This window comes from Allobosea sp. LjRoot90 (assembly GCF_964254315.1).
Taxonomy (GTDB): Bacteria; Pseudomonadota; Alphaproteobacteria; order Rhizobiales; family Beijerinckiaceae; genus Allobosea.
The window spans coordinates 978,348-992,010 of sequence record NZ_CAXUTF020000002.1 but is presented as its reverse complement, the minus strand read 5'-3'; the positions used below and the strand labels follow the sequence as shown (position 1 = coordinate 992,010).

The window sequence follows — 13,663 nt, the reverse complement described above, 5'->3', positions numbered from 1 at the left end:
ATGGGTCCGTACCTCGCCCGGCGGCTGCTGCAATCGCTGCTGCTCCTGCTGATCGTCTCGGCGATCGGTTTCGCCATCCTCCATCTCGCGCCCGGCGGGCCGATGTCGCAATTCGCCCAGTCGGCCCAGATGTCGCAGGAGGATATCGACCGGATCAGCCGGGAGCTCGGCCTCGATCGGCCGCTGCCGGTGCAATATCTCGACTGGGCCCGGCGCATGCTGGCCGGCGACTGGGGCCGCTCCTATCGCGACAACGCTCCGGTCTGGAGCGTCATCGCCTCGCATCTGCGCGCGACCTTCGAGCTGATGGCGATCTCGACCGCGATCGCCATCCTGCTAGGCTGCGCCATCGGCATTCTCGGCGCGATCCGCCGCTACTCCATCTTCGACATGGCGGCGACGGTCGGCGCGATGATCGCCCTGTCGATCCCGACCTTCTGGTTCGGGCTGATCGCGATCTATGTCTTCTCGGTCGAGCTTGGCTGGTTGCCGGCCGGCAATCGCCAGACGATCGGTGACGGCTCGCTGCCCGACGTGCTCCATCACATGATCGCGCCGGTCCTAGTGCTGGCCCTGGTCGAGACGGCGATCTGGGCGCGCTTCACCCGCTCGGCGATGCTCGACGTGATCGGGCAGGACTATATCCGTACCGCCCGCGCCAAGGGCGTGCCCGAGCGCATCGTCCTGGGGCGGCATGCCATGCGCAACGCTTTGCTGCCGCTGATCACGCTCGCCGGCCTGCAGTTCCCGACCCTGCTCGGTGGGGCGCTCGTCACCGAGACCGTCTTCACCTGGCCGGGCATGGGCCGGCTCTTCCTCGATTCGATCGAATATCGCGACTATCCGGTGGTGATGGGCATCTTGATGCTGTCGGCCTTGATGGTGCTGATCGGCTCGCTGATCGCCGACATGCTCTACGCCGTCGCCGATCCACGCATCAGGCTGGGCTGACGATGAGCGCCGATACGTTCCAGCTGCCGCTCGAAATCGAAGTCCCAGCCCGCAAGGGCGCCTGGGCCCGCTTCCAGCGGCACAGGCTCGCCATGGCCGGATCCGCCGTCATCCTCGCCCTGGCGCTCACCTGCTTTTTCGGCCCGTTCCTGCTGCCTTTCGACGAGACCCATATCGACGTGATGCAGCGTTTCGCGCCGCCTTTGGCGGGTGCGCATCTGCTCGGCACGGACGAGCTTGGGCGCGACATGCTGGCCCGCCTGATGATGGGCGGGCGCATCTCGCTCGGCATCGGCTTTGCCGCCATGGCGATCGCCATCGCCATCGGCACCGGCGTCGGCATGGTCGCCGGCTATCATGGCGGCGTCATCGGCTCGCTGCTGATGCGTCTCGTCGATGCGATCCTGTGCTTCCCGACCATCTTCCTGCTGCTGGCGCTGGCGGCGCTGGTCAAGCCGGGCCTGCTATCGATGGTGCTGCTGATCGCGGCGACCTCCTGGATGAACGTGGCCCGGATCGTCGAGGCCCAGATCCGGGTGCTGCGCGATCAGGACTATGCGGTGGCGGCGCGCTCTTTCGGCGCCTCGCATCTGCGGGTGATGTTCCGCGAGCTCCTGCCGAACGCAATGGCGCCGATCCTGGTGGCGGCGACGCTCAACGTCGCCCGCGCCATCTTGCTCGAATCCTATGTCAGCTTCCTCGGCTACGGCATCCAGCCGCCGACCGCGAGCTGGGGCAACATGCTCAACAACGCCCAGATCTATCTGACGAGCGCACCTTGGCTTGCGATCCTGCCAGGAGTTGCCATTACACTGGCGGTGACGAGCTTCAACTTTGTAGGAGACGGGCTGAGGGATGCGCTCGACCCGCGCATGGAGATCAGGTGAGGCGCGCGGCAAGGACAGCGCGGGCGAGCCTGTGCCCTCCGAGCCGGCGGCGATGACGCGCCGGCTGCCATCGCTCAACGCCCTGCGCTGCTTCGAGATCGTGGCGGCCCAGCTCAGCATCAAGAAGGCGGCGGTCGCGCTCAATGTCAGCGAGAGCGCCGTCAGCCGGCAGGTCAAGATCCTCGAGGACCAGCTCGGCACGCCGCTGTTCCTGCGCAATCACAGCGGGCTCGAGATCACCGATGCCGGCCAGCGCCTTGCGCTCAGCGTCAAGGAAGCGTTCGACCATATCGCCGATGCGATCACGCCGTTCCGCGCCGAGCAGGAGACGGTCACGATCAAATGCCTGCCGACCTTCGCACTGCGCTGGCTGCTGCCGCGCCTGAAGGCCTTCCAGGAGCGGCACCCGCTGGTGAAGGTCAGCGTCCAGACGCGGCTGAACGACATGGTGCTGAACGACGCCGACGCCGATCTCGGCATCCGCTATGGCATGGGGAACTGGCCGCTCGACTGTGTGACCGAGCTCTATCCGGAATGGATCCTGCCGGTCTGCGCCCCGTCCTATGGCGACGGCCGGTTTTCCGGCGAGGATCTCGCCGAAGCGACACTGCTCCACCCGCTGCCGGACCGGCGCGACTGGCAGACCTGGTCCGAGAAGTCCGGGATGCATATCGAGACACGCCACGGGCTCGATTTCGATGCGCTCGACATGGCGCTCAGCGCCGCCGAAGGCGGGCTCGGAGTCGCGATGACCGACGTCGTCCTCGCTCATGAGGCGATCCAGGCCGGGCGCCTCGTCGTGCCGCTGCGCAAGGCGGTGCCGACCGGCATTTCCTATTATCTCGTCCGGCCGCCCGGCATGCGCCGGCGCCGCGAGGTCAGGCTGGTCGACGAATGGATCTGCGACGAGATCTCGGCCGCGCGTGAGCTGGTGCGGCGCTACGCCGGCTGAGCTGCGGCCCTTCTGATTTTTAGAGGCCCCCTTCTAAAAAACGCGGTCGACGCCCGCCATGGCGGCGCGATACCGCATTGCAGGCAACGAAGGAATGTCGCGCGGGCGCTCGGGCGGCAGCTTAGGTGCGTCCTGAAAAATTCATTGTTTAAAGTTATTGTAAAGTATTCGTTGCGAATATGATACAATGCTGTGCAGCTTATCGCTGAATATATATTGCAACGTCTGCGTGCTTTTCTTTTCACGATGAAGCGAACAGGGTCCCTGCCGATTGGATACGCCTCTGGCGGCCGGTTTGAAGGGTCTCTCCATGTCTAAAGCTCGTTCCGCGATCGCGCGGCGTTGTTCTGTTCCAGCCCGGGCCTCGGTCAGTGGCAGGCTCCTGCTTTGCCTGCTGGCGAGCACCGGCCTCGCGGTCGCCGCTGGTTCGGCGGGAGCGCAGGAGCGTGGCGGCGGCCAGGTACAGCTCGACGAGATCGTGGTCGAAGGCCCGGCCCGCGCCTCCGGCGTACCGGCGCCCTTCGCCGGCGGGCAGGTCGCGCAAGGCAGCCAGCTCGGCTTGCTGGGCAATACCGAGACGCTGAAATCGCCGTTCAGCACGACGAGCTATACCGCCGAGCTCGCCCGCAACCTCCAGGCCTCGACCGTCGCCGACGCGCTCATCCTCGATCCGTCGGTGCGCAGCTCGCATCCGTCAGGGGGCATCGTCGACTCCTTCAACATTCGCGGCTTTCCGATCGGCGAGGGCAATAGCGGCGAGATCGCCTTCGATGGCGTCTATGGCGTCGCGCCGAACTATCGTGTCTTCACCGATTATGCCGAGCGCATCGAGGTGCTGAAGGGGCCGGCTGCGGCCCTGACCGGCATCGCCCCCAATGGCGGCGTCGGCGGCGTGATCAACGTCGTGCCCAAGCGCGCCGAGGCCGATCTCACCCGCGTCGGCGCCGAGTTCTCCTCCAGGGCGCATGGCGGCGCCACCTTCGATGTCGCCCGGCGTTTCGGCGCCGGCCGCGAGTTCGGCGTGCGCGTCAATGGCTCCCTGCGTGGCGGCGACACGGCCGTGGACAGGCAGTCCGAGACAACCGGCATCGGCTCGCTGGCACTCGACTATCAGGGCGGGCGCTTCCGCAGCTGGCTCTATGCCCTGGCGCAACGGGATGAGTTCGATGCGCCCAACCGTCCGTTCCTGATGACACGCGGCCTGCGCGTTCCGTCCGCTCCGAGCGGACGCGAGAATGTCATCCAGTCCTGGGAATGGTCGCGCATCGATGACCGCTCGGTGCTCTGGAAGAACGAGTTCGACCTCACCGATCAGATCACCGTCTTCGGCAATATCGGCGGTTCGCAGACCCGCGTTGAACGCTTCTTTGGCTTGCCGACGATCCTCAACGCCCGCGGCGACACCAGCCACACCCCGCAATATTTCGATCTCGGTGTCGGCCGCCAGACCTATGAGGCGGGCATCCGCGCTCGTTTCGAGACCGGCTTCATCAAGCATTCGCTGACGTTGCAGGCCTCCTACTACCAGGAGACGATCGAACGCGTGCTGACGAACGGCACGCCTGTCCTCTCGAACATCTACGCGCCGGCCTGGAGCGCGCCGCAGGTTGCGACCCGCGGGGCCCGCACGCGGCTGTCCGACAGCGATCTCAGCAGCATCGCGCTGGCCGACACGATGTCGGCCTTCGGCGACCGCGTCATGCTGACGCTCGGCGTGCGCCGGCAATCGGTTGCCACGAACAATTACGCGCCGGGCAGCGGCATCCTGACCTCGGCCTATGACGAGAGCGCGACCACGCCGATGGTGGGCCTCGTGCTGCGGCCGCTGGACTACCTCTCGGTCTACGCGAACTACGTCGAGGGCTTGAGCCGCGGCGACGTCGCCCCGACCACGGCGAGCAATGCCGGCGAGATCTTCGCGCCCTACCGGACGAAACAGTACGAGGCGGGCGTCAAGCTGCAATTCGGCGGGTTCGGCGCCTCGCTGGCTGGCTTCCAGCTGACCAAGCCGAGCGGCGAATTGAACGGCGGCAGGTTCTCCGTCACCGGCGAGCAGCGCGTGCGCGGTCTCGAGCTCAGCGTCTACGGTGAGGTCACGCCGCAATTGCGGCTGCTCGGCGGGGCCTCACTGCTCGACGGAACGCTGACCAAGACTGCCGTCGCTGCCAATACCGGCAACCGGCCGATCGGCGTCGCGCCGCTGCAGCTCAATCTCGGCGCCGAATGGGACGTGCCCTGGCTCAAGGGGCTCACGCTCAACGGGGCGCTCGTCTACACCGGCAAGCAGTATATCGACGCGGCAAACACGCAGTCGCTGCCGGATTGGACGCGGATCGACCTCGGCGCGCGCTACGCCACCGAGATCGCCGGGCGCAAGACGGTGTTCCGCGCGACGGTCCAGAACGTCGCCGACACCAAGTACTGGTCGAGCGTCGCCTCCTTCGGCACCTTCTATGTCGGCGCGCCGCGCACCTTCCGGCTGTCGATGTCGATGGATCTCTGAGCATGGGGTTGCAACCGGCCCGCCGCATAAGGGCCCTGGCCTGGCTGGCGGTTGCGCTGCTGGGCTGCCTCGCGCTCATGCCGGCGCGCGCTGCGGCAGAGACGATCACGGTGACCGACGTGGCCGGGCGGCAGGTTTCCGTCTCCGTCCCGGTCCGCCGCGTCATCCTCGGCGAGGGCCGGCAGATCCACGTCACGGCGGCGCTCGACCGCGAGGACCCGTTCGGACGCATCGTCGGCTGGGGCGAGGACTTCGAGAAATCCGATCCCGACACATATGCCGCCTATCTGGCGCGCTTCCCGCAGGCAGCGTCACTGCCGCGCTTCGGCTCGCCCAATAGCGGTGCCTTCGACATCGAGAAGGCGATCTCGCTGCAGCCGGATCTCGTCGTGCTGGGCGCCGAGACGCAGCGCCCGGCCGAGGAGATTCGTCTGGTCGAGCGGCTGGCGGCGGTAGGCATCCCCGTCGTCTATGTCGATTTCCGGCACGCTCCGTCGCGGAACACGGAACCCTCCGTGCGCCTGCTTGGTCAGCTCTTCGGGCGAAGGGAGGTCGCCGAGGCGCTGATCGCCTTTCGCGCCACGGAGACCGCGCGCGTGACGACGAGGCTCGCCGCAGCCGGCCAACTGGCCAGGCCGCTCGTCATGCTCGACCGGATTCCCGGTTACACCGACGAATGCTGCCTGAGCTTCGGAAACGAGAATTTTGGCGCCATGGCCGCCGCCGCGGGCGGGGTCAATCTCGGCAGCGAGCTGCTCCCCGGCACCTTCGGAACGATCAATCCCGAGACGATCATCGTGCGCGATCCCGACGTGGTGATCGTGACCGGCGGCAACTGGGAGGCGCTGGCACCGAACGGCGCCTGGGTCGGCCTCGGTCCCGGCGCCGACCTCGGCAAGGCGCAGGCGAAGCTCGCTACGCTGGCGATGCGGCCCGCCTTTCGGTCGACGAAGGCGGTCAGGACAGGCCGCGTCCACGCGATCTGGCACCAGTTCTATACGAGCCCCTATCAGTTCGTGGCGCTGCAGCGGATCGCCCGCTGGGTGCACCTCGAGCTGTTCGCAGATCTCGATCCCGAGGAGACGCTGCGTCGGCTGCACGAACGCTTCCTGCCGATCGCCTATCGACCAGGCTATTGGATCGATCTTCAACACTAGCGTAAGGGCATTTTGCGCCATAAGCCGACATCAAGTCGATGCTTGGAAGCGCCCCCCTTGATTGGTTCGCTGAGATCCGATGTCGCTGTCGGCTAACGGGGGGCGAACCGGTCGCAGGCGGAGTTCTCCTATCCCGAAGCGGATACTCGCAAGTCCGCTGCTCCACACCTCAGCGGGACATCATTGCAAGCGGCCACATCACGATCTGCGGGAAGATCACGAGCAATACGAGCACGGTGATCTGGGCGACCATGAAGGGCATGACGCCCTTGATCACGCCGGTCATCGGCACCTTCGCGACGCCGCAGACGACGTTCAGCACGGTCCCGACCGGCGGGGTCACCAGGCCGATGGCGTTGTTCATGATGAACAGCACGCCGAAATAGACGGGATCGATGCCCGCCTGCTTGATCACCGGCATCAGCACCGGCGTCATGATCAGAACGGTCGGGGTGAAGTCGAGCGCGGTGCCGACGATGAGCACCAGCAGCATCAGTATGGCCGTGAGCAGCATCTTGTTGCCCATGAAGGGCTCCACCATCTCGGCGAGTTGCTGCGGGATGTTGGCCGTCGTGATCAGCCAGGCCGAGACGCCGGCAGCGGCGACCAGGAACATGATGACGGCCGTGGTTTCGGCGGCGCGGTACATCAGGCCGAACAGGTCGCTGACCTTGATCTCGCGATAGATCACGACGCCGACGAAGAGCGAGTAGGCGGCGGCGATGACCGCGGCCTCGGTCGGGGTGAACAGGCCGAATTTGAGGCCGCCGATGATGACCACCGGCAGGACCAGCGCCCAGAGCGCATTGCGGGTCTCGGCCAGCCGCTCGCGCATGCTGCGCTTGGGTTCGACGCGCGGATTGTCGCGCGTGATGCTCCAGCGCCAGGCCAGCATGATCGCCACGCCCATCAGGATGCCCGGAACGATACCGGCGATGAAGAGCTTGGTGATCGATACGCCGCCGGTGACGCCAAAGATGATCATGCCGATCGATGGCGGAATGACCGGCGCGATGATGCCGCCGCAGGCGATCAGGCCGCAGGAGCGGTTGATGTCGTAGCCGGCGGTCCGCATCAGCGGGATCAGCACCGAGGCCAGTGCTGCCGTGTCGGCCACCGCAGAGCCCGAAAGCGAGGCCATGATCACCGCAGCGATGACGGCGACATAGCCGAGGCCGCCGCGGATATGGCCGATCCAGGCCATCGCCATCGTGATGATCCGGCGGGTCATGCCGCCAGCATTCATCAGCTCGCCGGCGAGCATGAAGAAGGGCACGGCGAGCAGCGGGAAGCTGTTGGCGCCATCCCACATGTTCTGGATGATGATCTGCGGATCGGAGATGCCCATGTAGAGCATCATGGCGAGGCCGCAGCCGATCAGGGCGAAGGCCACGGGCATGCCGAGCGCCATCAGGCCCAGCAGCGAGGCGATGAAGACGAAAACGATCATGGCTTGGCTCCTCCAGCCATGTGCGCCTTCATATCGCGCTCGGCCTCGAGGCCTTCCGCCAGCCCCTCCTCGTGGACATCGATCAACTCGTTATCGGCGACTTCGCCCCGCGCGAGGCGAATGAGGTTCGACAGGCAGATCAGCGCGATCGCGGCCCCGGTGACGTAGCTGACGCCATAGACCCAGAGCATGCTGAGCTGAGCGACCGGCGAGGCATTGCCGGCGATGATGTCGTGCTGCAGCCAGGTCCCGTAGAAGATGAACAGCGAGCAGATCAGCATGATGACCTGGCTGATCGCCCAGCAGACCTTGCGGCCGAGCACCGGCAGGGCCTGGACGACCATGTCGACGCCGAGATGGCTGCGCCGATGCAGGCCGATGATACCGCCGAGGAAGGTCATCCAGACGAAGGCGAAGCGCGGGATTTCCTCCGACAGGTCGATGCCGGTGTTGAAGAACAGCCGCAGGACCACGTTGCCGAAGACCATGACCAGCATCGCGGTCATGCAGGCCACGAGAATGATCTCGATGATGCGGTAGAACCCGTCGACCGCGGTCTTGAGCAGGCTGCTCATCAGTCACCTCGCCGGCAATATGTGAAGGTGCCGGCTTGGCGCCGGGCCAGGACGGGCGGCCGGCGCAAGGCCAGCCGCCGCTGCGCGTGCCTCTATTTGGCGGCGCGCGCCTTTTCGATCTCGGCCACGAAGCCGGTCACGAACTCATCGCCGATCTGTCCCTTGAACTTCTCGACGACCGATTTGACCTTGTCCTGGACCTTGCGCAGGTCGTCCGCCGACACCTCGTTGACCGACACACCGGCTTCCTTGAACTTGCCGATGACGTCGCGGTCGCCCTCGTCGAGCAGCTTGCGCTGGAGCAGGCCGGCCTCGGTCGCGGCCTTCTGGATGCCGGCCTTGTCATCGGCCGAGAGCGTGTCCCAGAACTTCTTCGAGGCGACCAATGCGACCGGCGTGTAGACGTGGTTGGTGATGGAGATGTACTTCTGCACCTCCTGCATCTTGTTCGACCACATGTGCAGCAGGGGGTTCTCCTGCCCGTCGAGGGCCTTCACCTCGAGCGCGGTGAACACCTCGGAGAACGCCATCGGCACGGCGTTGGCGCCGATCGACTTCCAGGTGTCGAGCGCCACCGGATTGGCCATCACGCGCAGCTTGAGGCCGGAAACGTCCTCGGCGGTCTTTACCGGGCGACGACTGTTCGAGAGGTTGCGGAAGCCCATGCCGGTCCAGGTCAGGCCCACCAGTCCACTCGGCTCGATCTTGTCGAAGATCTTCTTCACCGAGGCGCCGTCGAGCACGGCGTAGACCTCTTTCTCGTTCTGGAACAGGAACGGCAGGTCCCAGACCTGTACTTCCTTCACCCGGGTCGAGAGCGGCGCCAGCGTGCCGATGTAGAATTCCTGCGTGCCGGCCTGGGCCGCCTGGAGCTGCTTCTCGTCACTGCCGAGCATGGCAGAGTGGAAGGCCTGCACCTTCACATTGCCCTTGGTGTAGGTCGCGGCCAGCTCCACGAACTTGTTGACCGCCGTCGCCTGCGGATGGGTGTCGGGCATGGCATGGCCGATCTTGGCCTTGACTTCGGCCATGGCGGCGACCGAGCCCAGCAGCGCTGCGGTCAAGGTCGCGATGAAAGCAAAGCGTGTCGGACGGAATTGGGTCACGGCTCTCGTCTCCTAAATCGATTAGGCGGGGGCTTGCCATTTGAGCGCTTGCCGGTTCAATGGACCTGCAAGGTTTTTCCACCACGAGGTGGCGGAGCTCATTTTCGCTGCTTCTTGATCTCGGCGTAGAAGTCGCTGACGAAGGCGGCGCCGATCACCTCGGTGTTCTTCTCGATCACGGGCTGGATCGCCTTGCGGATCGCATCGAGCTCGGCAGGCGGCATCTCGACCGCCACCATGCCCTTGGCCTTGAGCTCGTTCAGCACCTCGCCAGCCTCGCGAAGCTCGACCTCGCGCTGGAAGGCGCGCGTCGTTTCCGCCGCAGCCTGGACGGCCGCTTGCTGCTGCGGGCTCAGCGAGGCCCAGAATCTCTTCGACACGACCAGCGCGACCGGCGTGTAGACGTGGTTGGTGACCGTCAGGTGCTTCTGCACCTCGAACATCTTGTTGGCATACATGTCGACGAAGGGATGCTCGTAACCGTCGAGCGCCTTGGTCTCCAGCGCCGTATAGACTTCGGTGAAGGCCATCGGCACGGCGTTCATGCCCATGGCGTTGAAGCTCGCCAGCGCCATCGGGCTCTGCATGACCCGGACCTTCAGCCCCTTCATGTCGGCGAGCGAATTCACCGGGCGCTTGCTGTTCGACAGGTTGCGGAAGGCGCCGCCTGACCAGGCCAGGCCGTGGATGCTCATGTCCGCGAGGCTGTCCAGCAGGCGTTGGCCCGCCGGCCCGTCGAGCACGGCCGCAGCCTCCGCATCGCTCGCGAACAGGAAGGGGAAGTCGAAGATCTGCAGTTCCTTCTTGCGCGCCGCGATCGGCGAGAGCGCGCCCATGTAGAAGTCGATCGTGCCTGCCTGCGTCGCGATCAGCATCTTCTCTTCCGAGCCGAGCACAGCATTGCCGAAGGCCTCGACCTTGACGCTGCCGCCCGTCGTCTTGGCGACCTCTTCGGCGAAACGGCGCATGGCTGTCGCACGTGGGTGGGAGTCGGCGAAGGAGTGTCCCAGCTTGGCCGTCTTCGTCGCCTGAGCCGTGGCCGGCGCAATATGGATCGCGGTCAGCGCCACTCCCGCGGCGAGACTGGCAAGCATCGTCCGACGCGTTTGCTGGAGCATGGCAACCTCCCGTTGATTGGGCGCTCCTGTCCTCGCTCTGCTGGCGGGCGCCGATAAATTCTCAATAACGCCGCTCATGTCAGGTTGTCAAACAACTGATAGCATGACAACATGAGGAACCATCGGGAAACGTCCATGCAACTGTCATCGATCGGATCCAGACCCAATCTCGCCAGCGATGCCGCAGCCGCCCTGGCGAAATCGATCAAGACCGGCGCGCTGCAGCCGGGCGCACGCCTGCCCTCCGAGACCGAGCTGGCACGCCAGCTCGGCGTCAGCCGGCCCGTGGTGCGCGAGGCGATCGCCTTTCTGCGCGCCGATGGCATCGTCGAAAGCCGGCGCGGCCTTGGCCTGTTCGTCAACCAGCAGGATTCGCTGCGCCTGCGGCGGGCCGAGATCGAGGTGTCCGAGCAGTCGATCCTGCAGTTCCTCGAATTCCGCCTCGGGCTCGAGGTCGAGGCGGCGCAGCTCGCTTCCCTGCGCCACACGGCCGAAGACCTGGCGCGAATGGAGGCTGCCGATGCCGCTCTGAACGCGGCGGACGACATCGGCGAAGAGAGCTCTCAGCACGATTTGGCGCTGCACCTCGCCATTGCCGCCGCTGCGCAGAACCCTCTGTTCCTGAACGTTCTGCAGTTCGTCTCGAGCCCGCTGCTCAATTCGATCAGGGGCATGCGCGCCAAGGATCGCGGCGAAGCGTCGAACATCGCGATCCGCCGCGCCGATCATGCCGCGATCCTCGACAGCATCCGCGCGCGCGATCCGGCAGGGGCCGGGGAGGCGATGCGCAAGCATATCGGCGAGTCCTATCGCCGCTACGCCGCGCAGGTCACCACCGGCGGGCCGAAGCCGATCCATCCCGCGCTTCAGGCGACGGCGACCCAGGAGCGCTGAACGTGAATCACCTGTTCAATCTTTCCGGGCGCACCGCGCTCGTGACCGGCTCGTCGCGCGGGCTCGGCCGCGCCATGGCCGAAGGGCTCGCCGCCGCGGGCGCCGCGATCATCCTCAACGGCGCCGACAAGGGCCGGCTCGACGAGGCGGTCGCCGCACTGACAGCCGCTGGGCACAACGCGCGCGGCCTGCGCTTCGACGTGACCGACGAGGCGGCCGTCATCGCCGCATTCGAGGCGCTCGATGCGGAGGGCGTCGAGGTCGACATCCTCGTCAACAATGCCGGGATTCAGTTCCGCAAGCCGATGCTCGAACTTGAGACAAGCGACTGGCGCCGCGTGATCGACACGAACCTGACCAGCGCCTTTGTCATTGGCCGCGAGGCGGCGCGCCGGATGGCCAGGCGCGGCCGCGGCAAGGTCATCAATATTGGCTCACTGACCAGCGAGCTCGCCCGCGCCACCGTGGCGCCATACACGGTGGCGAAAGGCGGCATCAAGATGCTGACCAAGGCAATGGCCGCCGAATGGGGCGAGCTCGGCATCCAGGCCAACGCGATCGGCCCCGGCTACATGCTGACCGACATGAATCAGGCGCTGATCGACAATCCGACCTTCGATGCCTGGGTCAAGGGCCGCACGCCGGCGCGCCGCTGGGGGCGGCCGGACGAACTCGCCGGCACCTGCGTCTACCTCGCCTCGGCGGCGTCCGACTATGTCAGCGGCCAGATCATCTATGTCGATGGCGGCATGATCTCGGTGCTGTAGGCCGCCACGCCTTCCGACCACGAGGGTCGACGCGCCGGTCGCGCGGCGGCTCGACCAGACTAGAATTCAGGGAAAAGCGCCATGAAGATCACCGCCATCGAGACGCTGCGGACCGAGGAGTTCGCCAACGTCCTGTGGGTGCGCGTCCACACCGATGCCGGCATCATCGGCCTCGGCGAGACCTTCTATGGCGCCGGGGCGGTCGAGTCGCACCTGCACGATACCCTGTCGATGCGCCTGCTCGGCAAGAACCCGCTGCATATCGAGGCGCTGCATCGCGAGATGTCGAACCTGCCGATGGCCCAGGCCTCGACCGGCGTGGAATCGCGCGCCACATCGGCCGTCGACATCGCGCTCTGGGACATCTTCGGCAAGGTCTGCGGGCAGCCCGTGCACCAGATGCTGGGCGGCCTCTGCCGCGACAAGCAGCGCATCTATAACACCTGTGCCGGCTACAAATATGTGCGCTCGCACAACATCAAGCCGGTCTCGACCTGGAATCTCGGCGAATCCGCAGGGCCGTATGAAGACCTCGACGGCTTCATGAACCGCGCCGACGCCGTGGCCGAAAGCCTGCTCGAAAGCGGCATCACGGCGATGAAGATCTGGCCGTTCGATCCCCCGGCGATCGAGAACCAGGGCGTCCACATCACGCCGGCGCAGATGAAGAAGGCGATCGAGCCCTTCGAGAAGATCCGCAAGGCCGTCGGCGACAAGATGGAGATCATGGTCGAGTTCCACTCGCTCTGGAACCTGCCGACCGCGATCAAGATCGCCCGGGCGCTCGAGCCCTACAGCCCGACCTGGTACGAGGATCCGATCCGGATGAACTCGCCGCAGGCGCTCGCCGAATATGCGCGCTCGACCACCGTCTCGGTCTGCGCCAGCGAGACATTGGGCTCGCGCTTCCCCTACAAGGACATGCTCGACCGGGATGCCATGCACATCGTCATGGCCGACCTGTGCTGGACTGGCGGCCTGACCGAAGGCCGCAAGATCGCGGCGATGGCCGAGACCTATCACCGGCCCTTCGCGCCGCATGACTGCATCGGGCCGGTCGGCTTTATCGCGGCGATCCACGCCTCGTTCAGCCAGCCCAATACGCTGATCCAGGAATCCGTCCGGGCCTTCTACACCGGCTGGTACAACGAGCTCGTCACCACCATGCCGGTGTTCGAGGACGGCTATGTGCTGCCGATGGAAGGCCCAGGGCTCGGCGTCGAATTGCTGCCCGCCGTCTTCGAGCGCTCCGACCTGACCGTCCGCCGTTCGACGCTCTGAGCCCCAAACCTGTTCAGCTCCT

12 protein-coding genes are annotated in these 13,663 nt (G+C 65.8%); 8 read left to right on the top strand and 4 right to left on the bottom strand.

Features of this window, described 5'->3' with window-relative positions:
• From ACSQ3M_RS11530 to ACSQ3M_RS11510, 5 genes are all read left to right on the top strand, one after another.
• Positions 1 to 951: an ABC transporter permease gene (locus ACSQ3M_RS11530; protein WP_436150194.1), complete on the top strand. Its 951-nt coding sequence runs from the start codon at positions 1 to 3 to the stop codon at positions 949 to 951.
• A 2-nt stretch (positions 952 to 953) separates the two neighbouring features.
• Entirely contained in the window at positions 954 to 1,838 is an 885-nt protein-coding gene (locus tag ACSQ3M_RS11525; RefSeq protein WP_436150193.1) for an ABC transporter permease, read from the top strand.
• Entirely contained in the window at positions 1,807 to 2,790 is a 984-nt protein-coding gene (locus tag ACSQ3M_RS11520; RefSeq protein ID WP_436150192.1) for a LysR substrate-binding domain-containing protein, read from the top strand. The genes ACSQ3M_RS11525 and ACSQ3M_RS11520 overlap by 32 nt, the downstream gene beginning before the upstream one ends.
• Before the next feature lie 310 nt (positions 2,791 to 3,100).
• Complete coding sequence (locus ACSQ3M_RS11515; RefSeq protein ID WP_436150191.1) at positions 3,101 to 5,293, top strand: TonB-dependent receptor; 2,193 nt, start codon at positions 3,101 to 3,103, stop codon at positions 5,291 to 5,293.
• Between the two features lie 26 nt (positions 5,294 to 5,319).
• Positions 5,320 to 6,450: an ABC transporter substrate-binding protein gene (locus tag ACSQ3M_RS11510; RefSeq protein WP_436150308.1), complete on the top strand. Its 1,131-nt coding sequence runs from the start codon at positions 5,320 to 5,322 to the stop codon at positions 6,448 to 6,450.
• A gap of 169 nt (positions 6,451 to 6,619) precedes the next feature.
• On the opposite strand, the gene ACSQ3M_RS11505 is transcribed toward ACSQ3M_RS11510, so the two are convergent.
• The 4 genes from ACSQ3M_RS11505 to ACSQ3M_RS11490 all read right to left on the bottom strand — a co-directional run bounded on the left by ACSQ3M_RS11505 (position 6,620) and on the right by ACSQ3M_RS11490 (position 10,699).
• Positions 6,620 to 7,900, bottom strand: a complete 1,281-nt coding sequence (locus ACSQ3M_RS11505; RefSeq protein ID WP_436150190.1) for a TRAP transporter large permease — start codon at positions 7,898 to 7,900, stop codon at positions 6,620 to 6,622.
• A complete protein-coding gene (locus tag ACSQ3M_RS11500; protein WP_436150189.1) occupies positions 7,897 to 8,475 on the bottom strand; it encodes a TRAP transporter small permease in 579 nt (192 codons plus the stop codon). Before ACSQ3M_RS11500 ends, ACSQ3M_RS11505 begins: the two co-directional genes overlap by 4 nt.
• Positions 8,476 to 8,567: 92 nt before the next feature.
• Positions 8,568 to 9,581, bottom strand: coding sequence for a TRAP transporter substrate-binding protein (locus tag ACSQ3M_RS11495; RefSeq protein ID WP_436150188.1), 1,014 nt, complete (start codon positions 9,579 to 9,581; stop codon positions 8,568 to 8,570).
• A 98-nt stretch (positions 9,582 to 9,679) separates the two neighbouring features.
• Entirely contained in the window at positions 9,680 to 10,699 is a 1,020-nt protein-coding gene (locus ACSQ3M_RS11490; protein WP_436150187.1) for a DctP family TRAP transporter solute-binding subunit, read from the bottom strand.
• 135 nt (positions 10,700 to 10,834) lie between these two features.
• On the opposite strand from ACSQ3M_RS11490, the gene ACSQ3M_RS11485 reads away from it, so the two are divergent.
• The 3 genes from ACSQ3M_RS11485 (at position 10,835) to ACSQ3M_RS11475 (ending at position 13,641) form a co-directional block, all read left to right on the top strand.
• A complete protein-coding gene (locus ACSQ3M_RS11485; protein WP_436150186.1) occupies positions 10,835 to 11,593 on the top strand; it encodes a FadR/GntR family transcriptional regulator in 759 nt (252 codons plus the stop codon).
• Positions 11,594 to 11,595: 2 nt separating this feature from the next.
• Positions 11,596 to 12,360 carry an SDR family oxidoreductase gene (locus tag ACSQ3M_RS11480; protein ID WP_436150185.1) on the top strand — a complete coding sequence of 255 codons (765 nt, stop codon included), beginning with the start codon at positions 11,596 to 11,598 and terminating at the stop codon, positions 12,358 to 12,360.
• Between the two features lie 81 nt (positions 12,361 to 12,441).
• Positions 12,442 to 13,641 (top strand): mandelate racemase/muconate lactonizing enzyme family protein, encoded by a 1,200-nt coding sequence (locus tag ACSQ3M_RS11475; protein WP_436150184.1) that lies wholly within the window; start codon positions 12,442 to 12,444, stop codon positions 13,639 to 13,641.
• Positions 13,642 to 13,663 lie beyond the last annotated feature (22 nt).

Bases quoted from the DNA above. Each gene is read 5' to 3' on its own strand.
- ACSQ3M_RS11530 (WP_436150194.1), top strand. From the start codon at position 1: ATGGGTCCGTACCTCGCCCGGCGGCTGCTGCAATCGCTGCTGCTCCTG.
- ACSQ3M_RS11525 (WP_436150193.1), top strand. From the start codon at position 954: ATGAGCGCCGATACGTTCCAGCTGCCGCTCGAAATCGAAGTCCCAGCC.
- ACSQ3M_RS11520 (WP_436150192.1), top strand. From the start codon at position 1,807: ATGCGCTCGACCCGCGCATGGAGATCAGGTGAGGCGCGCGGCAAGGAC.
- ACSQ3M_RS11515 (WP_436150191.1), top strand. From the start codon at position 3,101: ATGTCTAAAGCTCGTTCCGCGATCGCGCGGCGTTGTTCTGTTCCAGCC.
- ACSQ3M_RS11505 (WP_436150190.1), bottom strand. From the start codon at position 7,900: ATGATCGTTTTCGTCTTCATCGCCTCGCTGCTGGGCCTGATGGCGCTC.
- ACSQ3M_RS11500 (WP_436150189.1), bottom strand. From the start codon at position 8,475: ATGAGCAGCCTGCTCAAGACCGCGGTCGACGGGTTCTACCGCATCATC.
- ACSQ3M_RS11490 (WP_436150187.1), bottom strand. From the start codon at position 10,699: ATGCTCCAGCAAACGCGTCGGACGATGCTTGCCAGTCTCGCCGCGGGA.
- ACSQ3M_RS11485 (WP_436150186.1), top strand. From the start codon at position 10,835: ATGCAACTGTCATCGATCGGATCCAGACCCAATCTCGCCAGCGATGCC.
- ACSQ3M_RS11475 (WP_436150184.1), top strand. From the start codon at position 12,442: ATGAAGATCACCGCCATCGAGACGCTGCGGACCGAGGAGTTCGCCAAC.